This is a genomic window from Mucilaginibacter pocheonensis (genome assembly GCF_031456535.1).
GTDB lineage: Bacteria > Bacteroidota > Bacteroidia > Sphingobacteriales > Sphingobacteriaceae > Mucilaginibacter > Mucilaginibacter pocheonensis.
The window spans coordinates 557,238-582,214 of the sequence record NZ_JAVDUU010000002.1; the positions used below are offsets into that span (position 1 = coordinate 557,238).

Annotated in this window: 22 protein-coding genes; 11 read left to right on the plus strand and 11 right to left on the minus strand. The window is 45.3% G+C overall.

Annotation, left to right across the window (positions count from 1 at the left end):
• Positions 1–6: 6 nt before the first annotated feature.
• Together J2W55_RS09325 and J2W55_RS09330 are read right to left on the minus strand one after the other, a co-directional pair.
• Positions 7–426 carry a cobalamin B12-binding domain-containing protein gene (locus J2W55_RS09325; protein WP_310094739.1) on the minus strand — a complete coding sequence of 140 codons (420 nt, stop codon included), beginning with the start codon at positions 424–426 and terminating at the stop codon, positions 7–9.
• A 170-nt stretch (positions 427–596) separates the two neighbouring features.
• A complete protein-coding gene (locus tag J2W55_RS09330; protein ID WP_310094741.1) occupies positions 597–989 on the minus strand; it encodes a hypothetical protein in 393 nt (130 codons plus the stop codon).
• Between the two features lie 227 nt (positions 990–1,216).
• Here J2W55_RS09330 and pdeM point away from each other — a divergent pair, with 227 nt between their 5' ends.
• The 6 genes from pdeM (at position 1,217) to J2W55_RS09360 (ending at position 7,023) form a co-directional block, all read left to right on the plus strand.
• Positions 1,217–1,882, plus strand: a complete 666-nt coding sequence (gene pdeM / locus J2W55_RS09335; protein WP_310094745.1) for a ligase-associated DNA damage response endonuclease PdeM — start codon at positions 1,217–1,219, stop codon at positions 1,880–1,882.
• A gap of 1,011 nt (positions 1,883–2,893) precedes the next feature.
• Positions 2,894–3,676 (plus strand): succinate dehydrogenase cytochrome b subunit, encoded by a 783-nt coding sequence (locus tag J2W55_RS09340; RefSeq protein ID WP_310094747.1) that lies wholly within the window; start codon positions 2,894–2,896, stop codon positions 3,674–3,676.
• Positions 3,677–3,807: 131 nt separating this feature from the next.
• Positions 3,808–5,742: a fumarate reductase/succinate dehydrogenase flavoprotein subunit gene (locus J2W55_RS09345; RefSeq protein WP_310094750.1), complete on the plus strand. Its 1,935-nt coding sequence runs from the start codon at positions 3,808–3,810 to the stop codon at positions 5,740–5,742.
• A gap of 86 nt (positions 5,743–5,828) precedes the next feature.
• On the plus strand, positions 5,829–5,933 hold the full coding sequence (locus J2W55_RS25845) for a four helix bundle protein (RefSeq protein WP_310094752.1): 105 nt from the start codon (positions 5,829–5,831) through the stop codon (positions 5,931–5,933).
• A 41-nt stretch (positions 5,934–5,974) separates the two neighbouring features.
• Complete coding sequence (locus tag J2W55_RS25850) at positions 5,975–6,181, plus strand: four helix bundle protein (RefSeq protein WP_310096477.1); 207 nt, start codon at positions 5,975–5,977, stop codon at positions 6,179–6,181.
• A 53-nt stretch (positions 6,182–6,234) separates the two neighbouring features.
• Positions 6,235–7,023, plus strand: coding sequence for a succinate dehydrogenase/fumarate reductase iron-sulfur subunit (locus J2W55_RS09360; RefSeq protein WP_310094754.1), 789 nt, complete (start codon positions 6,235–6,237; stop codon positions 7,021–7,023).
• A gap of 69 nt (positions 7,024–7,092) precedes the next feature.
• Here the strand turns inward: J2W55_RS09360 and J2W55_RS09365 are convergent, their stop codons facing one another.
• Complete coding sequence (locus J2W55_RS09365) at positions 7,093–8,484, minus strand: Gfo/Idh/MocA family protein (RefSeq protein ID WP_310094756.1); 1,392 nt, start codon at positions 8,482–8,484, stop codon at positions 7,093–7,095.
• Between the two features lie 185 nt (positions 8,485–8,669).
• Between J2W55_RS09365 and J2W55_RS09370 the strand changes: the two genes are divergently transcribed.
• Positions 8,670–10,574: a beta-N-acetylhexosaminidase gene (locus J2W55_RS09370; RefSeq protein WP_310094758.1), complete on the plus strand. Its 1,905-nt coding sequence runs from the start codon at positions 8,670–8,672 to the stop codon at positions 10,572–10,574.
• A gap of 378 nt (positions 10,575–10,952) precedes the next feature.
• Here the strand turns inward: J2W55_RS09370 and J2W55_RS09375 are convergent, their stop codons facing one another.
• From J2W55_RS09375 to thrA, 5 genes are all read right to left on the minus strand, one after another.
• The gene (locus J2W55_RS09375; RefSeq protein WP_310094761.1) at positions 10,953–11,558 is read right to left on the minus strand and encodes an HAD family hydrolase; all 606 of its coding nucleotides are present in this window, start codon (positions 11,556–11,558) and stop codon (positions 10,953–10,955) included.
• Complete coding sequence (locus tag J2W55_RS09380; protein WP_310094762.1) at positions 11,555–11,911, minus strand: hypothetical protein; 357 nt, start codon at positions 11,909–11,911, stop codon at positions 11,555–11,557. The genes J2W55_RS09375 and J2W55_RS09380 overlap by 4 nt, the downstream gene beginning before the upstream one ends.
• An 87-nt stretch (positions 11,912–11,998) precedes the next feature.
• Entirely contained in the window at positions 11,999–13,309 is a 1,311-nt protein-coding gene (thrC, locus tag J2W55_RS09385; RefSeq protein ID WP_310094764.1) for a threonine synthase, read from the minus strand.
• Positions 13,310–13,550: 241 nt separating this feature from the next.
• Entirely contained in the window at positions 13,551–14,549 is a 999-nt protein-coding gene (locus J2W55_RS09390) for a homoserine kinase (protein ID WP_310094766.1), read from the minus strand.
• Between the two features lie 46 nt (positions 14,550–14,595).
• The gene (gene thrA / locus J2W55_RS09395; RefSeq protein WP_310094768.1) at positions 14,596–17,046 is read right to left on the minus strand and encodes a bifunctional aspartate kinase/homoserine dehydrogenase I; all 2,451 of its coding nucleotides are present in this window, start codon (positions 17,044–17,046) and stop codon (positions 14,596–14,598) included.
• Between the two features lie 258 nt (positions 17,047–17,304).
• Here thrA and rsgA point away from each other — a divergent pair, with 258 nt between their 5' ends.
• Positions 17,305–18,225 (plus strand): ribosome small subunit-dependent GTPase A, encoded by a 921-nt coding sequence (gene rsgA, locus J2W55_RS09400; RefSeq protein ID WP_310094770.1) that lies wholly within the window; start codon positions 17,305–17,307, stop codon positions 18,223–18,225.
• 48 nt (positions 18,226–18,273) lie between these two features.
• On the opposite strand, the gene J2W55_RS09405 is transcribed toward rsgA, so the two are convergent.
• Both J2W55_RS09405 and J2W55_RS09410 read right to left on the minus strand, forming a co-directional pair.
• Positions 18,274–19,461: a serine hydrolase domain-containing protein gene (locus tag J2W55_RS09405; RefSeq protein WP_310094772.1), complete on the minus strand. Its 1,188-nt coding sequence runs from the start codon at positions 19,459–19,461 to the stop codon at positions 18,274–18,276.
• Positions 19,462–19,559: 98 nt separating this feature from the next.
• Entirely contained in the window at positions 19,560–20,795 is a 1,236-nt protein-coding gene (locus J2W55_RS09410) for a cystathionine gamma-synthase family protein (protein ID WP_310094774.1), read from the minus strand.
• A 183-nt stretch (positions 20,796–20,978) separates the two neighbouring features.
• Here J2W55_RS09410 and dtd point away from each other — a divergent pair, with 183 nt between their 5' ends.
• Complete coding sequence (gene dtd, locus J2W55_RS09415) at positions 20,979–21,437, plus strand: D-aminoacyl-tRNA deacylase (RefSeq protein ID WP_310094776.1); 459 nt, start codon at positions 20,979–20,981, stop codon at positions 21,435–21,437.
• A 42-nt stretch (positions 21,438–21,479) separates the two neighbouring features.
• Here dtd and J2W55_RS09420 read toward each other — a convergent pair whose 3' ends face one another.
• Positions 21,480–22,442, minus strand: coding sequence for an isopenicillin N synthase family dioxygenase (locus J2W55_RS09420; protein WP_310094779.1), 963 nt, complete (start codon positions 22,440–22,442; stop codon positions 21,480–21,482).
• A 195-nt stretch (positions 22,443–22,637) separates the two neighbouring features.
• On the opposite strand from J2W55_RS09420, the gene J2W55_RS09425 reads away from it, so the two are divergent.
• Together J2W55_RS09425 and J2W55_RS09430 are read left to right on the plus strand one after the other, a co-directional pair.
• Complete coding sequence (locus J2W55_RS09425) at positions 22,638–24,401, plus strand: DUF6600 domain-containing protein (RefSeq protein WP_310094781.1); 1,764 nt, start codon at positions 22,638–22,640, stop codon at positions 24,399–24,401.
• Positions 24,402–24,486: 85 nt separating this feature from the next.
• Positions 24,487–24,951 carry a thioredoxin family protein gene (locus J2W55_RS09430; RefSeq protein WP_310094783.1) on the plus strand — a complete coding sequence of 155 codons (465 nt, stop codon included), beginning with the start codon at positions 24,487–24,489 and terminating at the stop codon, positions 24,949–24,951.
• Positions 24,952–24,977 lie beyond the last annotated feature (26 nt).

The following is a 24,977-nucleotide window of genomic DNA, read 5'->3' on the forward strand; positions in this document are numbered from 1 at the left end:
TGGTCATTAAAAATTACGGTGCTCATGCACCCAGGTTGTAATATAGGCAACAATATCCTGGGTATTGGTACCGGGAGGAAACAGCTCGCCAACGCCCAATTGCTTTAGCGCAAGCATATCATCATTGGGTATAATGCCGCCGCCGGTAAGCAGCACATCATCCATTTGCTTTTCTTTTATCAGCTTAATTATCCTGGGGAAAACGGTCATGTGCGCTCCTGACAATATGGATATGCCTATGGCATCCACATCTTCCTGCAGGGCGGTGTTCACCACCATTTCGGGTGTTTGACGCAGGCCGGTATAAATTACTTCCATGCCGGCATCGCGCAGGGAGGTGGCAATAATGCGAGCTCCGCGGTCATGCCCGTCAAGCCCCACCTTGGCAACTAAAACGCGAATGGGTCGGTTAAAGGTATTACTCATGTAAACCGTATTGGTTGCAGTAAAAGTAATAAGAAATTTATGATGTTGTTTTAATATAGATATATAATGATGTAAAGGCTGCCCGGCAGTGTTTCGGCACCGGCTATTAATCATGCCAGATTTCTCCCCCGTCCCAATAGCAGTGGAGGTGTATGACAACACTGGAAGACCTACTGCTTTTTCAACCTGTACATATAACTATAGCCTTCGCCTTTTTTAACCAGTATCAGGCTATCGTTCTTTGCACTTTGCTCATAAACGCCGTTCAGCAGCAAGCTCCAGTCAAAGTTTGCGGTATGCGCGGTGCTGTCTTTAAAAGTTATTTGATTATTATTTATAGTATATGTACCACGGCTTTCAATCCTCATAAAAGTTTTTAATTCCGCCAGGTATGTTTTATCGGTAACAACAAGTTTTACTGTACCGCTCGCGGCATTTGGGCTGGTTGATTTAAATATACCTGTATAGGTGCCTGATAATTTTACCGGTTCGGCATTATCTTTATGGCAGGCAGCTAAACCAAGCAGGGCCAACGGCGTCATAATAAGTCTTTGTAATTTCATATCGGTTCGGTTTCAATTGGCTTTATACCATTACGGCGGATATGAAACCCGCGCTACACTAAATCAAACAATTACCGCCGCTTTTACAATCAAGGCTTGCAGTTATCCACGCGGTAGTCTTCAGACTACCTGCATAAAAGTCCGAAGTCAGAGACTTCGGACAGCTACAGTTTACAACTACAGCAACTTCTCCATCCGCCGAATAAATTTTTTAAATTTGCCGTTCTATGATGATCAGTGCGGCAACTCCATTTAATTTACTCGGGCAAAACCTCTCCCTGCTTCCTCAAAAAGCCATATACTGGGAGCAGCAAAAAGCTTTGATTATTGCCGATGTGCATTTTGGCAAGGTTGGCCACTTCCGCAAAGCAGGCATTGCCGTACCACGCGATATGGAGCAAAGCGACCTGGCTACCCTGTCTGACCTGGTATATGAGCACCGGCCCGAAAAACTGTTGTTCCTGGGTGACCTCTTTCATAGCGACATGAATAACGACTGGGACTGGTTCATCCTTTGGCGCAGTCAGTTCCCCGGCTTACAGATCATCCTGATCAGGGGAAACCATGATATTATTGCCGATAGCCATTACCAGCAATTAAATATTCAACTATATGACGAGCTGTTGTTGGGTCCTTTTTTACTGATGCATCAGCCATTGCAGGGCGATGAGCTGCAAAACGCTGAGGGATACGTTTTTTGCGGACACATCCATCCCGGCGTTTGTTTAAGCGGGCGCGGACGGCAACAGATTACCCTGCCTTGTTTCGCGTTTGGCGGCAGACAGGCCATATTACCCTCTTTCGGTAAATTTACCGGCAAGGTGGCTATCCGTAGCCAAAAAACCGACAGGATATTCGCGGTTTTAAAAGATAAAGTGATGGCGATTGATTAACTAAAAAATTACAGCATTACTCATCCACCCCCGGCCCATTAATAAAAAAATACCCGTCATTGCGAGGAACGAAGCAATCTCTATGCTATACAGAGCGAATAGCCTATCGTTACCCATTTGCAATAAAAGCATCATCTTCCCATGTCATTGCGAGCGTAGCGTGGCAACCGCATGCTATACAGAGCGAACAAACCTATCGCAGAGCGCCAATTGTATCCCAGGGCTGTTACTTTTGTCTTGATAGGAGGCCATAACGTATCAAGCCACAGAAGTTAAGTAATTTATTTACTTGGCTTTTTAGTAAAAACTAAAAAGATTGCACCCACTATAATAGTTGGTAGCCACCAGGAAAATGAAATCTCTCCTAACTTGCTCTTAAACGGAGTTAAAGGAGGCCCTTGATAAGCAAACATTGATACTCCGAAACAGAACATTCCGCATCCTGATAGACATAATAAACAACCAATGATCAAAATCGTATATCTTTTCATTTTTTAAACTTATGCCCGTTTGACCATTGGTACTCTTTACCGTCAGTCTGTTTGGTATTAGCATCACAATCAAAACAGGTCACTTTATTAGGCTTAACAGTGCTTTCATGATGCTATGAAAGATATTAGAACTTTCTTATAAAATTATCATTTAACAGTTTAAGGATATACTTAATCTCTAATTAATTATCAAGTCGCCAGAAATGCTTCTTTGCCACACCGGTCTTGTTCAGGCAAAATTGCTAATCCCCCCTCGGCCGAACCAGGCCAGCAAGTCCTGCCCGCTTTGGCCCGAAGCCGTTCGGCCGGCGCGGAGAAAGTATATCCCAAACGATTAGTTTAGCGCTGCGGACATCAAATTCACCCTGTTTTTTAAACCAATTATATAGAGAACACAGTGTAATTTGAAAGTAATTTCTTAGATTGATTCTAAATAGCCATTTAGCGGGTAATAAGCCAATTGCATTTCTATCTTTTGGCATTTAATAAATACTTTTGCCAAAAATAAATCTATTTCATAATGAGCGAATTTAAACAAACCTTTAACTCATCGCTGGGAAAAAAGCTGATCATGGCTTTAACAGGCTTGTTTTTGTGTACTTTTTTAATAGTGCACCTTGGGGGCAACCTGCTGTTGTTTAGCAACGATAATGGTTTTGGTTTTAATGTGTATGCAAACTTCTTAACACACTTTCCACCAATTGAAGTTGTTGCATGGATCTTGTACCTGTGTATAGTAGTACATGCGGTATATGCTGTTGTTTTAACGGTTAGAAACCGCAAGGCCCGCCCGGTGGGTTATGCAGTACAGCCAAAATCAGATGCCAGCTGGTCATCGAAAAACATGGGACTTTTAGGATCAATCCTGTTTGTGTTTATAGTGATACACATGGGCGATTTTTGGTACAAATATAAATACACCAACGAAGTTGGTTTTAAGGAGTATCGTACCGACCTGGCTACAGGCCAAACTACAGAGTCGGCCTATACACCGGCATCTGCCGATTTCAATCACTCTGTTTCTACTGAAAACAATGTGGAAATAGTGAGGGTAAAAGACCTTCATGCACGTGTAACACATACCTTTGGTAACATCTGGTATGTACTTATCTATGTTATAGCTATGGGTGCCTTGTCATTTCACCTGTTACATGGTTTCCAGAGCGCTTTTCGCTCGCTGGGTTGGGTACACCGTAAGTATACACCTATAGTATATGCAATAGGTACATGGTTGTTTGCGGTTATTATACCGCTGGGTTTTGCCCTTATGCCTGTGTATTACTTTTTTGTACACAAAGGCTAATTTAAGTTGATTAAGTTAAATGGTTGATCAGGTTGTAACAGGTTGAATATGGCAAGGTGTTGTTAATCACTCACCGCTTACACATTCACCACTTACCACTCAACCACTCACTAATATAAATTATAAGAGAAATGAGTTTAGATGCTAAAATTCCTCAAGGCCCATTAGCCGAAAAATGGAGCAAGCATAAATTTAACCTGAAGCTGGTTAACCCGGCCAACAAGCGTAAATACGATATTATTATTGTAGGTACCGGTTTGGCAGGAGCTTCGGCCGCGGCTTCACTGGCCGAGCTGGGTTATAACGTAAAATCTTTTTGCTTTCAGGACAGCCCCCGCCGTGCGCACTCTATTGCGGCACAAGGTGGTATAAACGCGGCAAAAAACTATCAGAATGATGGCGATAGTGTTTATCGCTTGTTCTATGATACCATTAAAGGCGGTGATTACCGCGCCCGCGAAGGCAATGTATACCGCCTTGCCGAAGTATCTGTAAACATTATTGACCAGTGCGTAGCACAGGGTGTTCCATTTGCCCGTGAGTACGGCGGCATGCTGGATAACCGCTCTTTCGGCGGTTCGCAGGTATCACGTACGTTTTATGCCCGCGGCCAAACCGGACAACAACTGTTGTTAGGAGCGTACTCAGCGCTTAATCGCCAGATACACGCTGGCAAAGTAAAAATGTACACCCGTACCGAAATGCTTGATGTGGTTGTCGTTGATGGCCATGCCAAAGGTATTGTTACCCGTAACATGATCACCGGTGCTATTGAAACGCACTCAGGCCACGCGGTGCTGTTGTGTACAGGCGGCTACAGCAATGTGTTCTACCTGTCAACAAACGCTATCGGTTCAAACGTAACTGCTGCCTGGAGGGCCCACAAACGCGGCGCTTTCTTTGGCAACCCATGCTATACTCAAATACACCCAACCTGTATCCCGGTATCCGGCGATCACCAGTCTAAATTAACGCTGATGTCAGAATCATTACGTAATGATGGACGGGTTTGGGCGCCAAAAACGGTTGAACTTGCCGAGCAGCTGCGTAAAGGGCTGATCAAAGCCGACCAGATTAAAGAAGAAGACCGCGATTACTTCCTGGAACGTAAATACCCGTCATTCGGTAACCTTGTTCCGCGCGATGTGGCTTCACGTAACGCTAAGGAAATGGTTGAAGAAGGCCGCGGCGTAGGCTCATCGGGCTTTGCTGTATTCCTTGACTTTGCCGATGCTATAAAGCGCCTGGGCGAAGAAACGGTTGCTGCCAAGTATGGTAACTTGTTTGATATGTATATACAGATCACCAACGAGAACCCATACAAACAACCTATGCGTATTTATCCTGCCGTACACTATACCATGGGCGGCCTTTGGGTTGATTATAATTTAAGTACCAACGTACCGGGCCTTTATGCTTTGGGCGAGTGTAATTTTTCTGATCACGGGGCTAACCGCCTGGGTGCATCTGCATTAATGCAAGGCCTGTCTGACGGTTATTTTGTAATCCCTTACACCCTTGGCGATTACCTGGCTACCATCGGTCCTAAAAAGGTTGATACTTCGCACCCTGCTTTTGAGCAAACCAAAAAAGAAGTAATTGCGCATGTAAATAAACTGCTTGCGCTAAAAGGCACCAAAACAGTTAATGAATACCACCGCGATCTTGGCCATATTATGTGGGAATATTGCGGAATGGCCCGTACCGAAGAAGGCCTGAAGAAGGCAAAAGGCCTGATACAGGAGCTGAAAGCTGATTTTTGGAAGAACGCCATTGTAACCGGCGAAAACGAGGAAGTTAATGCTTCATTGGAAAGAGCCGGCCGCGTAGCTGATTTTATTGAGCTTGGCGAACTGATGGTTGACGATGCGCTGATGCGCCGTGAATCATGCGGAGGCCACTTCAGGGTAGAATCACAAACCGAAGAAGGTGAAGCATTGCGCGACGATGATAACTTTGCCTTTGTAGCAGCCTGGGAATTTAAAGGCGAAAACCAACCCGAGGTACTGCACAAAGAAGAGCTGGTATTTGAATCAGTGCATTTAACACAGAGAAGTTATAAGTAAGATTTGAGATGTTAGATATGAGATTTGAGACTTTTGCTTGTACGGTTTCAAGGAATTCTGTCTCATATCTCAAATTTACCCAAAGCATGCATAATTTAAAGGAGTTGAAAATTTGGAATAAAGCGGTTGATCTGGCGGTTGATGTATATAAAGCAACTGTGAGTTATCCATCAGACGAAAAGTTTGGCTAACTAATCAAATCAGGCGCGCTGCAGTTTCCATCTCTTCAAATATTGCCGAAGGCGCAGGGAGGAACTCAAAAAAAGACTTCTGTAACTTTTTAGGCATAGCCAATGGTTCTGCTTATGAGTTACAAACACAATTAGTTATATCAAATAAGTTAAATTTATTAAAAGACGATTTGTTAAATGACTTGCTTAAACAGATTGAAGAGTTGCAAAAAATGAATTATGCATTTCAAAAGATGTTATTGAATTAGTAAATAAACAGAATGTCTCATATCTCAAATCTCATATCTCAAATCTAAATAGAATGAACGGAAATATGAACCTGACGCTTAAAGTATGGCGTCAAAAAAACGCGCAGACCGCGGGAAAATTTGTGACCTACAAGGCCGAAAATATTTCGCCTGATATGTCATTCCTTGAAATGCTTGACGTTGTAAACGAGAGTTTAACCCATAAGGGCGACGAGCCTATCCATTTTGATCACGATTGCCGCGAAGGTATTTGCGGAATGTGCTCTTTATACATTAACGGGCACCCTCACGGGCCAAAGCGTGCCATTACAACCTGCCAGCTGCACATGCGCACCTTTCATGATGGCGAAACCATTACCATTGAGCCATGGCGCGCCTCGGCATTTCCGGTGATAAAGGACCTGGCGGTTGACCGCTCTGCTTTTGACCGTATACAACAGGCTGGTGGTTATGTATCAGTGAACACCGGCGGCGTACCCGACGGTAATGCTATAGCCATCCCTAAAATAATAGCCGACGAGGCCTTTAACTCTGCCACCTGTATTGGTTGCGGCGCTTGTGTAGCGGCATGTAAAAATGCGTCGGCCATGCTGTTCGTATCGGCCAAAATAACCCAGTTAGGTTTGCTGCCGCAAGGACAGCCCGAACGTTACCGCCGTGTACAATCAATGGTAGCACAAATGGACGAAGAAGGTTTTGGCAGCTGTACCAATACCGGCGCCTGTGAAGCAGAATGTCCTAAGGAAATTAAGCTAACCAATATTGCCCGCATGAATAACGATTATTTAAGCGCAAAACTGTTCCGCGAAGAAGAAATTCACGAAGAGCAACACGGAGCTTAATCACCGATAAAAAAACAAGCAAGGCTTTGGGAACCCCAAAGCCTTGCTTGTTTTTTATAATATAATTAATTACACCAGCTTCATATTCACCGGATCCCATTTAATGATCTTGTTTTCAAAATAGCTGTCGTTGCAGGCCAGGCACGGGGCCGCGGCGCGGAAACCAAATACGGCATCTTCAACAACAGGTTTACCCGTCCGCATAGAATCAAAAAAATTGGCGAAGTGCTCGTTTGAATCGTTATAACCTTCGGGCTCGCGGTAGGTAACATCGTCCAGGCGAGGGGCTTGCTGGTCGGCAGCGGAGTACTTTTTATTATAATCTTCAACAATTGCCTTTTGCATGGCTACGGGATAGGTTTCAAATGAATCCCAGCCGCCATAGCCCGGTGCCACGGGCATTTTGCTTTTGTGTATGGTAAAGCCGCCGCCATCGCTCATGTCAATAACCCCTTCAGAGCCTATTATTTTTGTTGAAGAGCGTTCGCCTTCGCCGCTCACAAAGTTTACCCGTAACGTAGCCTGAAAAGCTGGGTGCTCTGGCGATTCGGGATAGGAGATCACCGCGCTCATCACATCAGGCACATTCCGGCCATCTTTCCAGTAAGTGAGCCCCCCTATTGAAAATATCTTGTCAGGACCTTTAGAGCCGGTTATGAAATGGATGCCGGTAAGCAGGTGCACAAAAAGGTCGCCGGCTACGCCTGTGCCATATTCGCGGTAATTGCGCCATCTGAAAAAGCGGTTGCTGTCATAACCATGCTTCACCTTGCTATTGGCCTGAAACTGGTCCCACCCCACCGTTTGAGGCGATGCGTCAAGCGGGATGGTATATTCCCAGGCCCCCAACGCGCTTTGCCTGCTAAAAGATGCCTCAACCGCATTGATCTTGCCGATGGCGCCTGCCTGGTATAATTCCTGCGCTTTTTTGAAAGCAATACTGCTTACCCGCTGGCTGCCAACCTGGAACACCGCTTTGGTGTCCTGCTGCGCTTTTATTTCTTTGAGTCCTTCGCTAATATGGTGCACCATGGGTTTTTCGCTATAAACTGCTTTGCCTTTGTGCATGGCTTCAATAGAAATGGGGGTATGCCAGTTGTCGCTGGTGGCAACAATTACGGCATCAATATCCTTGCGGTTCAATATGTCATGATAGTTAGTTGTGGTAAAAATGTTGTTACCATAAACTTCCTTAACACGCTCCAGCCGGCCCTTATACAGATCGCAGCAGGCCACCAGCTCAACTCCCGGTACGCTTAGCGCCGCACGGGTATCGTTAAAGCCCATAATGCCCATGCCTATGGTAGCTATTCTGATCTTATCGTTCGGGCTAACACGTTTTTCGGCCTGTAATATGCGCTGCTCATGCTCTTCCTTTGCAGCCAGGCTGGTAAGTGATGCCGAGGTTAGGATGACCGAAGTGCCAAATTGCTTTAAAAATTTTCGTCTGTTGGTTGCCATAGGTTTTATTATTTGAAGGTCAGGTAAATAAATAATTGGTAAATGCTATCCGGTAATATATTGCAGGGGGCGCAAATACCGGATGTATTTGTATGCAATATAAAAGAACAAAATTTAGCCTGCAACTTTTTAATATTATTTAAAAAGTTTAATTTGCGTGACGTTAATAAACCAAAACCCTCTGTATGAAAAAATTATCCTTATTGCTTTGCGGCTGCATGGTGCACTTTTTATCATTTGGCCAGGTAGCCCCGGCAGGCTTGTCCATTATTCCCGAACCGGTGAAAGCTGCACGGTTTGCCGGTCAGTTCCTGTTGCCTAAACGTGTTATAGTTGAGGCCGGCGCACAACCGGAGGTTGCCGGGGTATCGGCTTATCTTAAAAAGAAACTATCAACCGCTCCTGGTTCAACAGTTACTATAAAAACTGTTGCGCCAACGGCATCGATCAGGTTGGTTCTGAATAAAACAGCCGATACACTGATAGGCAAAGAAGGATATAAATTATCTGTAAAAGCAAAAAAGATAGTGATCAGGGCTAATGAGGCAGCCGGCCTGTTTTATGGCGTACAAACCCTGATGCAATTATTTCCATCGGAAATTGAAAGCATCGAGCCAGTTAAAAATGTAAAATGGGCAGCGCCTTGTGTTGAAATTACCGATTATCCCCGCTTTGCCTGGAGGGGTTTGATGTTTGATGTGGCGCGCCACTTTTTTACCAAAGCCGAGGTAAAGCAATATATAGATGCTATGGTGAAGTATAAGTTTAACCTGCTGCACCTGCACCTTACTGATGATGAGGGCTGGCGCGTGGAGATCAAAAGCTTGCCTAAACTAACCACTGTTGGTGCTTATAACGTAAAAAAGGTTGGGCAGTTTGGTACGTTTACGCCGCCTGCCGCGGATGAGCCGCGTACCTATGGCGGCTTTTATACCCAGGATGATATTAAAGAATTGGTGCAATACGCCAAAGACAGGTTTGTAGATATACTGCCCGAGATTGATGTGCCCGGGCATAGCCTTGCGGCGGTGGTTGCTTACCCGGAATTGTCTTGCACGCCCGGCGCTGATAAATATGTAGTTAATTCGGGCGAGCCATTCATGAACTGGAACGGCCCGCATAATACCGCTATTGTTGATAACACCCTTTGCCCTGCCAATGAGAACGTATATACCTTTTTAGACAAAGTTGTAACGGAGATTGCGCAGCTGTTCCCTTTCGGTTATATACATATGGGCGGCGATGAATGCGCCAAAAATTTCTGGGAACAAAGCGATGCCATTAAGGCCCTGATGACCCGGGAAAACCTAAAGACCCAGCAGGAAGTTCAGAGCTATTTTGAGAAACGGCTGGAAAAAATTGTAGAGTCAAAAGGTAAAAAGTTCATGGGATGGGACGAGATCATTGAGGGCGGCCTGGGGCCCAACGCGGCTGTAATGAGCTGGAGAGGCATAAAAGGTGGCATTGAAGCGGCCAAAATGGGTCATGAGGTGGTTATGAGCCCTACCACATTTGCCTACCTTGATTATATGCAGAGCGACCGTGTGAACGAGACCAAGATCTACGCCACGCTGCGCCTGAGTAAATCATACGAGTTTGAACCGGTGCCTGATAGCGTTGATGCCAAATTGATAAAAGGCGGCCAGGCTAATTTATGGACAGAGCAGGTTTACAACATTCGCCAGGCGGAGTATATGACCTGGCCAAGGGGAATGGCTATTGCCGAATCGGTATGGTCGCCGAAGGAAAAGAAAAACTGGAACTACTTTTTTGGTAAGGTTGAAAAACAATTTAACCGATTTGATGAGGCCGAAACCAAATATGCCCCAAGCGTTTATGACCCGTCATTTACTGCCGTTCGTAATCCGGATAATACCCTGAAGATTACCCTGACGAATGAGGTTGAGGGTCTGGATATTTATTACAGTTTTGACAACTCGTTCCCCGACAGGTTTTATCCAAAATACACCGGGCCCATTGATGCACCAAAGGATGCCACCACATTGCGGGTGATCACTTACCGAGGCAAAAAACCAATTGGGCGCATGGTTACCATGCCGTTATCAGAACTGAACAGCCGGATCAAGTAATCAGTATTTTACTTCCAATGGGCGTGTTTTTTAGCAAAAATTAAACAGCAGGTTGAAAAACTTCTGGTTTATATAATAGCTCTTCAAAAATGTCATTTCGATAGAGCAAAGAGAGGAATGAGTGAGGGTGCGAAAGAGAAATCTTCTACGCCGTGGAAATTACCATGTAAGGTGTACAAGATTTCTCACTATCGTTCGAAATGACAGGCTTCCTTGCTTTCGAATGAGGGACGAAGTAGCCTAAATGTAATTTCGATAGAGCAAGGAGAGGAATGTGGAGGATGCGAAAGAGAAATCTTCTACGCCGTGTAATCAGCATGTAAGGCGTACAAGATTTCTCTCTGTCGTTCGAAATGACATTCGTTCTAATAAAGTATTTTAAAGCAAGTTCTGTTCGGTCAGTTCTTTTTCCAGCTGTTCCGAAGAGGTAAAATGGATGGTTTTAATACCTACTTTCTCGGCAGCCAGCACGTTTCGATAATTGTCATCAATAAACAGCGCTTCGTTTATGTTCACCCCATAACGGTTAAGCAGGAGCTGGTAAAACTCAGATGCTGGTTTACGCATTTTTTCGGTGCCCGAAACTACAATGCCATCAAACCAGCTCAGGAAATCATAGCGCTGCATAGCCACCGGGAAGGTTTCGGCCGACCAATTAGTAAGGGCATACAGTTTATATTTTCCGCTATCCTTTAAGCGGCGCAGCAGTTCAACCGTGCCATGAAAAGGTTCACCCAGCATTTCTTGCCAGCGGCCATAAAACGCGCGGATATTGGCTTCATGCTCCGGGAACTGGGCTACCAGTATATCGGTACCATCCTGTAAGGAGCGGCCGGCATCCTGTTCTTCGTTCCAATCGGGAGTACAGATGTTTGCCAGGAAATTTTTCATTTCCTGTTCATCATCAAATATGGTTTTGTATAAATAATGCGGGTTCCAGTCAATTAAAACCGCGCCGAGGTCGAAAATTATAGTATTGATCATTTCTTTCCGCTTTCCACAATTTTGGTGCCTGTTACAACTGAATCCTTACTGAGGTAAAGGACAAGGTTTTTTCTGTACGGGGCAGATCCCGGTTCAATATTGCGGACTATCTCGTAATACATCATGGTTGAATCGCCCCCCTGCGGCCGATGTAGCATCCCAATTACCTGGTAGTACTTCCTCCCCTTTAGCTTTTGATTCTCAAGCAGGTCGTTCAGCATCCGGTTACGGTTTGGAAAAGTTAAACCGTCGCCATAATTCCATTTGTCGCGGTCAAACGTTTTCCCGCTGTTACAGGCGGTAAATGAAATAAGGAGCAGGTAAAGTATAAAAATTAAATTTCTGTTGAACATTGAATTAAGTTTCACAAACCAAATATCCCTTAATTTCCTGAAATAGATCAATGATTTTTATACTTTAATAATAACGCGATGCCCGGCTTATTCAGCACTTAACAAATAAGCTTTAAATCCTTCAAAATCTTTACCCAATGGTACTGCCAGCTTGGTTTTTGATGCCAGCTCTTTCACCTGTTCAGGGATCTCGATCTTAGCGCTGATCGCCTCACTGAAAACATCAGGGAACTTGCACGGATGGGCTGTTGATAAAAACACACCCGCGGTATCGGCGCTGGCATGATCATGCTGATAGTCGGTTAAGGCCTGCCAGGCTATAGCGGTATGTGGGCACACCACATAACCATAGGTATCAAAAACCCAGTTGATGGCCTTTACAGTCTCTTCATCATTATATTTAAAGCCCACAACCAGTTTTTTAAGCTCATCCATATCCTGTTTAAACATATCGGCAATACGCACCCAGTTGCTTGGGTTGCCCACATCCATCGCGTTTGAAAGCGTAGCCACTGATGGTTTGGGCTCATAAACCCCGGTTTTCAAAAATGCGGGAACAGTATCATTTACGTTGGTAGCGGCAATAAATTTTTCAACCGGCAATCCCATTTTCCAGGCCAGCAAACCAGCGCCAATGTTGCCAAAGTTTCCGCTCGGTACCGAGAAGATCACCTTTTTAACGCCCTGCCTTAACAACTGTGCATAGGCATTAAAGTAGTAAAAAGTTTGCGGCACTAAACGGGCAATGTTGATAGAGTTGGCCGACGTTAGCCTGAATTTCTCGTTCAGTTCCGCATCCGTAAACGCTTGTTTAACCAGCGCCTGGCAATCATCAAAAGTACCATCAACTTCAAGCGCACGTATATTTTGGCCGTTGGTGGTAAGCTGCTGCTCCTGCACGCCGCTCACTTTGCCTTTGGGGTACAATATAGTTACACGGGTATTGGGCACGCCCAAAAAGCCTAAAGCTACCGCGCCGCCGGTATCACCGCTGGTGGCAACCAGCACATCAAGTTGTTTTTCGCCTTCTTCTAAAAAATAGCTCATTACACGGCTCATGAAACGGGCGCCAAAATCTTTAAATGCCAGCGAAGGGCCGTGGAAAAGCTCCAGCACGTGAACATTCTCATCCAGCTTTACAACCGGTGCAGGGAAGTTAATGGCATTATTGATCAGGGCTTTAAGGTCATGCGCAGGTATGGAATCGCCGAGTAGGTTTTGAGCAATATGAAAAGCTATCTCAGGCAATGTATATTTATCAAGGTTGTTAATAAAATCAGCATCTAAACGGGGAATGCTGATGGGCATATATAAACCTTTATCCTGCGGCATGCTGTTAAAAACAGCGTCTTTAAAAGATACTTGTGATGATGTGTTGTTAGTACTGTAAAGTTTCATTTTTTTATTTCGGATATCGGATTTTTTCGATTTGGGATTTATTTAATTTATTATTTGTCATGCCGGGCACGTAATGCATCTATTCGGCGAGATCCTTCATTCCTCAGGATGATAAAGTTGGCTGTCATGCTGAGCTTGCCGAAGCATGGCGGGCCTCTGCGCACGCCCTTCGACGGGCCCAGGGTGACAACCCTTTTGCTTTTTATTTTAAAACCCTCCCCTTTCGGGGAGGATGGGATTTTTATCCCAGCACCCTTGGGCCTGCATCATTTATGGTTGATACATAAGTATTTGAACCAATTTTAAGGCCGGTTAAATGCTGCTGTAGTTTTTGGGTGATGAGCCTGGCGGTTTCTTCGTCTTTTGTGAACGCGAAAACCGACGGACCCGAACCTGATATACCAAAGCTTACCGCGCCCATGCCCATGGCCATTTCGCGCATTTTATAAAAATCAGGGATCAGCATGGACCGTACCGGTTCAACCAAAACATCTTTCATGCTACGGCCAATGAGGTCAATATCCTGCATAAATAAGCCGCTCACCAGGCCTGCAATATTACCCCATTGAGTTACGGCGTCCTTCATCTGTATGTTTTTACGGATAATCTGGCGCGCTTCGCGTGTGGGCACATCCACATCCGGAAATACAATGGCGCACCATAAGCCCGCCGGGTGCGGCAGGCGTACCACATCAAGCGGTTCGTAACTGCGTATCAGCACAAAGCCGCCTAATAAAGCCGGGGCCACATTATCAGCATGGCCCTGCCCGCAGGCCATTTCTTCGCCTTTCATGGCAAAGGGTAAAAGCTTTGCCGGGTCGGCCTCATCGCCTAACAGGGTTTTTATAGCAAATAACCCGGCCACGGTACTGGCCGAACTGGAGCCCAGCCCGCTGCCTATCGGCATTTTTTTGTGCAGTTCAATGTCCAGGCCTACATCGGCGCGACCAACGCTTTGCAGGTAATGCTGCACGCTTACGCTTACTGTGTTTTTGGCAGGGTCAAGCGGTAAGCGCCCGTCATCGCCGGTTATTTTACTGATGGTGATGCCCGGTTTGCCGGTCATGCGCATGATCACCTCATCGCCTGGCTCATTAACCGCGAAACCCAGCACATCGAAACCGCAAACCACATTGGCCACGGTGGCCGGCGCAAAAACGTGGACAGAAGCCCCCCAGCCCCCTGAAGGGGTAGTTATGAGCGAGGGGCTTTTTACTTCTTGTATCTTATTATCTTCCATATTGTTATCAAACTGTTACTCCGCTTTTTAGAGGAGTGAGGGGCAATTAATTGGCTCCCAAATTTATCAAATCAGCAAATACACCAGCAGCGGTCACTTCGGCGCCAGCTCCGGGGCCTTTTACAACCAGCGGGCGCTCGCGGTACCTGTCGGTAGTAAAGGATATGATATTATCACTACCCGACAGCATGTAGAACGGATGATTTTCATCGACCATTTGCAGTGTGATGGTCACTTTACCATTTTCCAGCTTGCCAATATAGCGCAACACTTTTCCATCCTTTTCAGCTTGCTCTTTTAGCTTAGCAAAGTGAGCATCTTCGGTTTTAAGCGTTGTATAAAAATCCTCCACAGATTTAGCTTCTAAACTGGCTTTGGGTAATACGCTCTCAATCTCCACGTCGGCCTCTTCCATTTGGTAACCTGCATCGCGGGCAAGGATCAGCATTTTACGCATAAAGTCTTTACCGCTCAAATCATCACGCGGATCGGGTTCGGTGTAACCTTTTTCCTGTGCCTCTTTTACTACGTCATGGAAATTAGCATCGCCTTTAAAGTTATTAAAGATGAACGATATAGTTCCAGACAGGATGGCTTCGATGCGTTGCACCCTGTCGCCGCTGTTCATCAGGTTTTTTAATGTGTTGATGATCGGTAGGCCGGCACCTACGTTGGTTTCGTAAAAGAAATCAACCCCGTGGCTGCGCGCAGTATCCCTGAAAGTTTTATACTGTTTATAACTGCCCGAGTTGCCAATTTTATTACAGGTAATAACCGATATGTTGGCCTGAAAAATGCTTTCATAAAAGCCTACCGGTACCGGGCTGGCGGTATTGTCAATAAAAACACAGTTAGGCAGGTTCATTTCTTTCATCTTATCAATGAATGTCTGCAGATCGGCCTCATGCGGCGAAGCCTGCAGGTCGCCCTGCCAGGTATCTAATGATATGCCATCGCTGTTAAAGGTCATTTTGCGGGTATTGCTGATGCCCGCAATTTTTACCTGTATGCCATTGTTCTCTTTAAGGTATTCGCGGTGCGCGTTCAGTTGGTTAAACAATGTTTTACCAATGTTGCCGGTTCCCAGGCAAAAGGCGTGCAGGGTTTTGGTAAGCTGTACAAAAAAGGCATCATGAACGGCATTAAGAGCCTTTGAAAGATCATTTGATGATATGATAACCGATATATTATACTCGGACGAGCCCTGCGCAATGGCCCTTACGTTAACACCATTGCGACCCAAAGCATGGAATAATTTGCCTGATACGCCCGGTGTTTGTTTCATGTTTTCGCCAACTACGGCTAAAATGGCCAGGTTTTTTTCGATAACCAGGTGTTCCAGTTTTTTGGCCAGCAGCTCCAGCTCAAACTCTTGCTCAATTACCAGTTTGGCGCGTTCGGTATCCTGCGGCTGCACCGCAAAAGTAATGCTGTGTTCTGATGATGATTGGGTGATGAGGATGATGTTGATCTGCTCGCGTGCCAGTAATGAGAACAGGCGGCCGCTAAAGCCCGATTTGCCCACCATGCCGCTGCCCTCTAAATTAAGGATGCTGATGTTGTTGATTGAGGATATCCCTTTTATAGGCAGGTTGGAAGCTTTACAGTCATGACGGATCACCGTGCCTTCAAACCCTGGTTCAAAAGTATTTTTGATCACAATAGGGATCTTTTTCAAAAATGCCGGGATCATAGTTGGCGGATATATCACCTTGGCGCCGAAGTAAGAAAGCTCCATTGCCTCGGTATAGGTAAGCTCGGTTAAAGAGAATGCCTTTTTCACCATACGCGGGTCGGCGGTCATCATGCCATTAACATCGGTCCATATCTGTATTTCGCGGGCGTTAAGCGCTGCGCCAAATATGGCAGCGGTATAGTCACTGCCCCCACGGCCAAGTGTGGTGGTTTGTCCGGCCTCGTTACCAGCAATAAAGCCGGTTACGATGAGCATCTTGTCCCTATTAGCTTCGTAAAGGTTGCGGATAAGTAATTCAGACAATTCGGTATTTACCCGGGCATTGCCAAAGGCGCTGTCGGTCTTTACCACTTCGGCGGCATCAACAAAAAGCACATCGGTAAAATGCTGGGCTGCAATTCTGCTTATCATAATGGTTGAGCAGCGTTCGCCAAAGCTTAATACATGATCGCGGGTTTTTGGGGTAAGCTCCCTTAGTGTCAGTATGCCCTGCAATAACTCTTCTAACTGGTTAAAATGAATTTTTAAGCGGGTAAAGGCGGGGTTTTGGTTTTGCACATCAAGCAGGCTTTTCACTACGTCGAAATGGCGTTTTTCAAGCTCGGCTAAATCGGCTGTAAAATCCTTGCCATTGGCGGCATCATTTGCCATTGATGCCAGCAGATTGGTTACCCCGCTCATGGCCGACAACACCACTACCGGTTTTTCTTCGTTTTTAACTTCATCACTTAAGATGTTTAAAAGAGTTTGGATACTGGCAACAGACCCTACGGACGTACCGCCAAATTTTAGAACTTTCATTTATGGTTTAGTATCAATATTAAATAAAAAAAGCCCTCCTCTTTGCGGAGGAAGGCTTTCATTTGGTTTCTTGTTATGTTTTTACACCATACGATTATCTTCCTCCGAGTTTTATGCCGGTGGTAATAATAGATGTAATAATGGTGTTGTTAGTTGTCATATTTAATGTCGACAAAGTAAATAGATATTTCTTTAATAAGCAAGCTAAAAATGTTTTATTTTTTCAATGCCTGTTAACTTTCCTAACTTGCACCCGAAATGCACGGACTAATCACCAAATCAACAGGAAGCTGGTACCAGGTACAAACCCCCAACAGGCAACGAATAGATTGCCGTATTAAGGGAAAGTTCCGCATCAAGGGTATCACCACCACCAACCCCCTGGCCGTTGGCGATGTAGTTGATTTTGAAATGGAGCCCGATAGCGACAACGGCGTGATCACCAATTTACACCAGCGTAAAAACTATATTATCCGCAAATCCATTAACCTGAGCAGGCAGGCGCAGATCATTGCAGCCAATCTTGATCAGGCCCTGCTGGTTGTTACTTTGGCCTCTCCCCGAACGTCACTGGGGTTTATTGACCGCTTTTTGGTTACTGCCGAAGCTTATGACATTCCTGCGGGGCTAATTTTTAACAAGCTTGACCTGTTTAGCGACGAGGGGTTGGAAATACTGGCCGACCATAAAGCTATTTATGAAAACATTGGCTACCCTTGCTACGAGATCTCGGCACTGGAGGGTACCAATATTGACCAGGTGCAGGAAATACTGAAAGACAAGGTTACCTTGTTCTCGGGGCACTCGGGCGTGGGTAAGTCAAGCCTTATTAACACCTTACTGCCTAATTTGGACCTGCGTACACACATGGTATCTGAATGGAGCGATAAGGGGATGCATACCACTACTTTTGCCGAGATGTTTGAACTGCCACAGGGTGGGTTTATTATTGATACCCCGGGCATTCGCGAGTTGGGTGTTATTGATATTGAAAAACAGGAACTTGGCCACTTTTTCCCTGAAATGCGCTCCCGAATGAACGAATGCCGTTTTAACAATTGCCGCCACATCAACGAACCGGGTTGTGCCGTATTGGAAGCTCTTGAAAACGGCGAGATAGAACTGTCGCGCTATGAGAGTTATTTGAGCATTTATAACGGTAACGATACGAGGGCGTAGTTTAAAACGGCTGACTTTCGGAATCAGGAGATATTGAAAATACCCTGTTTATTTCTTTGCCGCTTCTTTCACCAATACATCAACTATGGCCTGTTTGTTGGGTAAATACTTATTACACAAGAATAAACCACCTTTGCCGGTAGCCGGGTTAAAGAACAGATAGGTGCCCACACCCGGGTCGTCTCCGTCATGACCGATGGTGCCGTTAGTATACAAATTCCAGAAAATGCCTTTGTTACGATAGGTTAAACTGATGTTTTTGGGTGGGTGCTCGTTGCTGAACTGCGGGGTGAACATGGCCCGGTATGATGCTTCGGTCAGTAGTTTCTTATCGTGCCGGCTAATTGCCATCAGATATCGGCTCAGATCTGCCGCCGAGGTTTTTAAGCCACCGTCGGGGTATGTAACAAGATCATATAGTGGAAACCAGCTTTTTTGATCGAGATATAATTTGGCGTGGTCTTTTAAATTAACATCAGCAATATGCCAGCCGGAATGATCCATTCTTAATGGCTTCAGGATATACTTCCTTGTAAAATCGGCATAGGATAAATGCGATTTGATCTCGATAAGATAAGCCACCAGTGCCGAACCGATGTTGCTGTATGATGACGTGCTTCCTGCCTCACCATCGCCAAAGTTAGCTTTGCTGTAATATTGGCCTTGCGGCGACAAATAATTGTAAAAGAACTGGGTTAAGGAAGTGTCCTTCAATTTATCGCCGAAACCCATCTTATTCAGTACAATTAACGAGGTGCTGTCATACGCCCGTAGTTTAGGATAAAAATGATAGCTGTAATGATAGATTTCGGGGTTATCAACAATGCCCGATGTATGATCGGTTAATTGCCTTATGGTTATTTTTCCGTTTGGATCATGAGGGTTTACTACCTTAAATGGCAAGATGTCATTAATGTCGGTTTCTAAAGCAAAATACTTTAGCTCGATGGCCTTCATCAGGGCAACGGCTATAACAGTTTTACTTACCGAGCCGATGTTTTGAATTGTGGCGGCCGAATAGGGAATGTTGTTGGCGATATCGGCATAACCAAAGCCATGCTCATAAGTTATGTGATGCGCATCGGTCATGATCACATACATGCCGGGCAGGCTATCCTGTGTAAATGCCTGTTGCAGTTTGTTGTTAAGCGAGTCGGGTTTGGTTTGTGCTTTCGCCATTGAAACACAGATCAAACTGATAAGAATGGCGTAGGGAATAATTTTTTTGATCTTCATATATGATGATACAACAATACATGTGATAACCCCTATCCCACTCCTGATAATAAATTATCCTGCCATTTAAGACTCTCCCGCGGCTTTTAAGCTTTAGCTTATCCCAATGCTTCCTTAAAATCAGCCATCAGATCGTCTAGGTCTTCGATACCTATTGATAAACGGATCATGGTTTCAGGAATGCCCATTTCGGCGCGCCTTTCGGCGCCAAGCTCAAAAAATATGGTCTGTGCAACCGGGATGGCCAGTGTGCGGGTGTCGCCAAGGTTACTTGATTTAACAACCAGTTTCAGTTTATTTAAAAAAGCAAGGCAATCAAGGCTTTCGTCCAGTTCAATACTCATCAGTCCGCCAAATTTCCTGAACAGTTTAGCGGCGCGCTCATGCTGCGGATGGCTTTTCACTCCCGGATAGAATACTTTTTTTATCAACGGATGAGTTTCAAAATATTGAGCCAAAGCCAGGGCATTGTTACAGCAGCGTTCCATGCGCAGGGCCAGCGTTTCGGCGCCTACTGATATGGAATGCGCAGCTTCCGGCGATAAGGTGCCGCCAGAATCTCTCAACCCTTTTTTACGTATCTGGGTAAGGCCAAGCGTTTCGGGCTTTACCTGTTTTTTAAATGTTTCAAATATGTTAGGGTATACCGTCCAGTTAACCAAGCCGGTATCTGTAACGCTGCCGCCAAGCGCGTTGCCGTGGCCGCCAATATATTTAGTTAATGAATTGATTACCAAACCAGCCTTAACATCAATCGGGTTAAACAGAAACGGGGAGGTCATGGTATTATCAACCATATATATAATGCCTTTTTGCGCGCACAGCTCGCCAATAGCTTCCAGATCAGCAATTTGGGTGGCCGGATTGGCAATGGTTTCTACAAAAACAAGGCGGGTATTCTCTTTAATTTCATTACGTACATTTTCAACATCGGTGGCATCAACAAACGTGATGTTTAAACCCATGTCAATATAGGTTTGAAATATACTGCGGGTATTGCCAAATAAAAAAGAGCTGGCAACAACATGATCGGTATGTTTTATAAGGGCCATTATTGTGGCCGAAATTGCCGCCATGCCTGTTGAAAAAGCAATGGAAGCCAATCCTTTTTCCATTTGTGTTACCTTTTGCTCCAAAGCGGTAACTGTTGGGTTGCCTTGGCGCGAGTATGCGTAACCCTTTTTCTTGTTTTGAAAAATATCAACCAGGTCCTGTACATCCTCATGTCCGTAGGTTACTGAAGTATGTATGGGTTTATGTAAAGAACCGTGCTCGGGTTTCCCCAGGCGGTCGGCATGTAAAATGGAAGTAGTAAAGCCTTTTTTAGTTGTCATGTTACCCCTATTAATTAAAAAACATAATAGCGGTTGCGAACTTAGTGAAATAGACACGAAATTAAAAGGCGTGCGTTGTATGAATACGTTCTATTTGACATAAACAAGATAATAAGGCGGGAATTAAAGTTTTATTCGTGAAATTCAAAAATTATTAAGGATAATTAGGGTTTATTTTAATTTATGAGAGCGGTATTACAACGCGTTACTGAAGCAAACTGCAGAGTTGACAATAAAATAACCGGCGAAATAGGGACTGGTTTCCTGGTTTTATTGGGGATTGAGGAAGCCGATACAGCCGACGACCTTAACTGGCTGGCCAATAAAATTGTGGGTATGCGTGTGTTTAGTGATGAAAATGGCCTCATGAACAAAGCCCTGGCCGATGTGGATGGAAATATATTGCTGATATCGCAATTTACCCTTTTTGCGCAAACCAAAAAGGGCAACCGCCCCTCTTTTATACGCGCCGCCAAACCCGACAAGGCCATACCTTTATACGAAGAGATGATACAAACACTTGAAACGCTGACAGGTAAAAAAATAGCTGCCGGTATTTTTGGGGCAGATATGAAGATCAGCTTACTTAATGACGGCCCCGTTACCGTTATAATGGATACTAAGGACAAAGACAATCATTAAACAAAAAAGCCTTTTTCCTGATAGAAAAAGGCTTTTTTGTTATTACATTTTTAAACCGATCTCTCTTAAACGTTCATCAAGATATTCGCCGGCGGTAATATCAGGGTACACTTTGGGGTGCTGCGCGTCGATACAAGTTTCCAGGCTGGTCAGATCCATATCAGATACCGGGTGCAGGAAAAACGGAACGGAGTAACGCGAGTTTTTCATGAGCTCACGCGGTGGGTTTACTACGCGGTGTGTGGTTGATTTGAGCTTATTGTTGGTTAAACGCTGCAGCATATCGCCTACATTCACCACCAGATCTTCGCCATGGGCCTTAACAGGGAACCAGGTGCCTTCGCGGGTAAGCAGCTCAAGGCCGTCGGCGCTTGCGCCAATAAGCAGAGTGATCAGGTTTATATCCTCATGCGCCCCGGCGCGCACCGCATCGGCAGGTACCGAGTCGGGATCAAGGATAGGGAAATAATGCAGGGTACGCAGTATGGAATTTCCATTATGAACCTTATCATCAAAATAGCTCTCGTCTAAATTTAAATAAACCGCAATTGCCCTAAGCAAATGTTTACCGGCTCTTTCCAGCTTTTGATAAACCTCACGTGTGGTGCTGTTAAAAGAGGGCAACTCTTCAACCACTATATTGTCGGGATATTGATCCTTAATGGCAGAGCCATCGGTAACGGTTTGGCCTATTTGCCAAAACTCCTTCAGGTCGGGCGTTTTAAAACCTTTAGCGGTCTCTTTTCCTTTGCCTGTATATCCCCGCTGACCGGCTAGCCCGGGTATTTCATATTTTAATTTGGTGGCATCGGGCAAGGCAAATAAGGCCTTAACCTGCTCGTACAGGTCATCTATTAACTGTTTGCTCAGGCCGTGATTGGTAATGGTTACAAAGCCGGTTTCGTTAAAGGCTCTGCCAATATCATCTGAAAACTGTTTGCGATCGGCACCGCTGCCATTTATATAGTTGTTGAGGTCAAGCCTTGGGATATTTACTGTGCTCATGATGGTAGTATGGATAATGAAACGTAAAATTATTTAATTTAAGATAGCTTATGCAAGGTATAAAAATAAAAAAAGTTTTAAGCCCGGACTGCTCGCCGCTGACATTATTATCAGGCAAAACAATTCTCATTTTAAACGTTTTATAGTTTGTTTTGTCATACCTATATACGCAGATCATTTTAAACCTGATAGAAAATGAAATTAATAAAGAAAATATGCGGCTTAAGCTTAATAGCATTTTTAATAATGCTAGCCGCTCCAGATAAATCCCGGGCACAGGAAGGAGAATACGTTTCTGACCAGGAGTTTTATGACGAACTGGACCCCTATGGTACCTGGATAGATGACCCCACTTACGGGAACGTTTGGGTGCCTGACGCCGAAGATGGCTTTAGGCCGTACGCTACCCGCGGCCATTGGGTAGTAACCGATTATGGTAACACCTGGGTATCTGATTACCCATGGGGATGGGCAACCTTTCATTATGGCCGCTGGCGCTATGATGATTATTATGGCTGGGAATGGATTCCCGGACATGAGTGGGCCCCGGCCTGGGTTAGCTGGCGCAGGGGTGGCGGTTATTACGGATGGGCTCCTTTAACCCCCGGGATAAGTATCAACCTGTCATTTGGCAGCGGTTACCGTGTTCCTGATTATTATTGGGTATGTGCACCGCAGGCATACATAAACCGCCCTAACATTTATAACTATTATGCACCTCATACCAGGGTGGTTAATATTATTCATAACACTACTGTTATAAATAACACTTATGTTTATAACAATCGTACTTATATTACCGGCCCCCGCGTTAACGAAGTTAGGCGTGTTACCCGCCAAAATGTGCAGGTATACAGGGTTAACAATGCAAGCAGGCCAACCGGCAGACCGACCATTAGCAATAACAGGCTGAACATCTATCGTCCTGAAATAAGAAAAGCTCCAGATGCCCGCCCGGCCAGGGTAGTAAATGCAGCCGAGTATAGGAGAGAGCACCCTACAGAAGGTATTGCCCACCGCGTAGGCGGACAGGCAACTGTAAACCGTAGTAATGCTGTAAGATTGGCGCAAATTGCTAAAAGCAATGATAATAAACTGGTAAAAGTAAATAATGACCGGGCTGCAAGGCCCACCCAGCCTGGTAACCGGGGTTCTGAGCAGCCAAATGCAAGGCCAGGTCAACGTACCGAGCCATCGAATATAAATCAGGCCCAACGGCAGCGCCAGCAACAGGAGGCTCAAAAACAAGAACAGTTGCAGCAGCGGCAGGAAAGCCAGCGCCAACCGCGGGAAACCCAAGGCGGGCAACGGCAAGAATCGCAACGCCAGCAACAGGACGCTCAGAAGCAGCAACAATTGCAACAGCGCCAGGAAACCCAGCGCCAGCAGCAAGAATCGCACCGCAGGCAACAGGACGATCAAAAGCAACAACAATTGCAACAGCGTCAGGAAACCCAGCGCCAACAGCAAGAAAGTCAGCGTGAGCAGCGCCAGGAAGCCCAACGCCAGCAACAGCAGCAGGCACAGCGCCAACAGCAGGATGTTCAACGTCAGCAACGCCAGGAGGAGCAGCGCCAACAGCAGCAGGCTCAACGCCAGCAGCGCCAGGAAGAGCAACGTCAACAGCAACAGGCTCAACGCCAGCAACAGCAGGAGGCACAACGCCAACAGCAGGATGCTCAACGTCAGCAACGCCAGGAAGAGCAGCGTCAACAGCAACAGGCGCAACGCCAGCAACAGCAGGAGGCACAGCGTCAACAGCAGCAGGCTCAACGCCAGCAACAGCAGGAGGCGCAGCGTCAACAGCAACAGGCGCAACGTCAGCAACAGCAGGAGGCTCAGCGTCAACAGCAACAGGCTCAACGCCAGCAACAGCAGGAAGCTCAGCGTCAACAGCAGCAGCAACAACGTCAGCAACAGCAAGGCGGGCACCGGGCAAGGCCACAGGCTAACGATTAATTCACACTTTATTTATAAGAAGGTAGCACATATAAGCGAATACGGTTTATATGTGCTATTTTTATGACCTATGACTGCTATATCTATGAAGCCATCATTTTTTAAGCTATATTTTATACTCTCAATTACTTTACTTCTCACCTTATTTGCATTTGACGGCAAAGCTCAGCTTGGTTCAAAGGCTGTGGTTAAATCGCCTGGACAGATTAATTTTATTGAAAATTCATGGACCGAAGCTTTAAAACGCGCCGCCGCTCAAAACAAATATATTTTTGTAGATGCCTATGCCAGTTGGTGCGGGCCTTGCAAAATGCTTAAAGCAACCACCTTTAAAAACAATAAAGTAGCTGCTTTTTACAACGGTAATTTTATAAATGTGGCTATTGATATGGAAAAAGGACAGGGTCCGGCACTTGCCGCACAATGGGGACTGCGGGTTTATCCAACACTGATTATTTTTAATGCTAAGGGAAAGCCGGTTTACGGCACCGAAGGGTTTATAAAAGCGGATGACCTGATAAAATTTGGTGTACAAGCACTTAATAAGTAAACGGTTAAATAAAAAGACCGAAAGTT

What these genes read in the sequence shown, in the direction of transcription:
- J2W55_RS09360 (WP_310094754.1), top strand. Translation starts at nt 6,235, where the DNA reads ATGAACGGAAATATGAACCTGACGCTTAAAGTATGGCGTCAAAAAAAC.
- J2W55_RS09330 (WP_310094741.1), bottom strand. Translation starts at nt 989, where the DNA reads ATGAAATTACAAAGACTTATTATGACGCCGTTGGCCCTGCTTGGTTTA.
- J2W55_RS09340 (WP_310094747.1), top strand. Translation starts at nt 2,894, where the DNA reads ATGAGCGAATTTAAACAAACCTTTAACTCATCGCTGGGAAAAAAGCTG.
- J2W55_RS09410 (WP_310094774.1), bottom strand. Translation starts at nt 20,795, where the DNA reads ATGACAACTAAAAAAGGCTTTACTACTTCCATTTTACATGCCGACCGC.
- J2W55_RS25845 (WP_310094752.1), top strand. Translation starts at nt 5,829, where the DNA reads ATGCATAATTTAAAGGAGTTGAAAATTTGGAATAAAGCGGTTGATCTG.
- J2W55_RS09375 (WP_310094761.1), bottom strand. Translation starts at nt 11,558, where the DNA reads ATGATCAATACTATAATTTTCGACCTCGGCGCGGTTTTAATTGACTGG.
- thrA (WP_310094768.1), bottom strand. Translation starts at nt 17,046, where the DNA reads ATGAAAGTTCTAAAATTTGGCGGTACGTCCGTAGGGTCTGTTGCCAGT.
- J2W55_RS09370 (WP_310094758.1), top strand. Translation starts at nt 8,670, where the DNA reads ATGAAAAAATTATCCTTATTGCTTTGCGGCTGCATGGTGCACTTTTTA.
- J2W55_RS09425 (WP_310094781.1), top strand. Translation starts at nt 22,638, where the DNA reads ATGAAATTAATAAAGAAAATATGCGGCTTAAGCTTAATAGCATTTTTA.
- thrC (WP_310094764.1), bottom strand. Translation starts at nt 13,309, where the DNA reads ATGAAACTTTACAGTACTAACAACACATCATCACAAGTATCTTTTAAA.
- J2W55_RS09365 (WP_310094756.1), bottom strand. Translation starts at nt 8,484, where the DNA reads ATGGCAACCAACAGACGAAAATTTTTAAAGCAATTTGGCACTTCGGTC.
- J2W55_RS09325 (WP_310094739.1), bottom strand. Translation starts at nt 426, where the DNA reads ATGAGTAATACCTTTAACCGACCCATTCGCGTTTTAGTTGCCAAGGTG.
- J2W55_RS09380 (WP_310094762.1), bottom strand. Translation starts at nt 11,911, where the DNA reads ATGTTCAACAGAAATTTAATTTTTATACTTTACCTGCTCCTTATTTCA.
- dtd (WP_310094776.1), top strand. Translation starts at nt 20,979, where the DNA reads ATGAGAGCGGTATTACAACGCGTTACTGAAGCAAACTGCAGAGTTGAC.
- J2W55_RS09430 (WP_310094783.1), top strand. Translation starts at nt 24,487, where the DNA reads ATGAAGCCATCATTTTTTAAGCTATATTTTATACTCTCAATTACTTTA.
- J2W55_RS09345 (WP_310094750.1), top strand. Translation starts at nt 3,808, where the DNA reads ATGAGTTTAGATGCTAAAATTCCTCAAGGCCCATTAGCCGAAAAATGG.
- J2W55_RS09420 (WP_310094779.1), bottom strand. Translation starts at nt 22,442, where the DNA reads ATGAGCACAGTAAATATCCCAAGGCTTGACCTCAACAACTATATAAAT.
- J2W55_RS09390 (WP_310094766.1), bottom strand. Translation starts at nt 14,549, where the DNA reads ATGGAAGATAATAAGATACAAGAAGTAAAAAGCCCCTCGCTCATAACT.
- J2W55_RS09405 (WP_310094772.1), bottom strand. Translation starts at nt 19,461, where the DNA reads ATGAAGATCAAAAAAATTATTCCCTACGCCATTCTTATCAGTTTGATC.
- pdeM (WP_310094745.1), top strand. Translation starts at nt 1,217, where the DNA reads ATGATGATCAGTGCGGCAACTCCATTTAATTTACTCGGGCAAAACCTC.
- rsgA (WP_310094770.1), top strand. Translation starts at nt 17,305, where the DNA reads ATGCACGGACTAATCACCAAATCAACAGGAAGCTGGTACCAGGTACAA.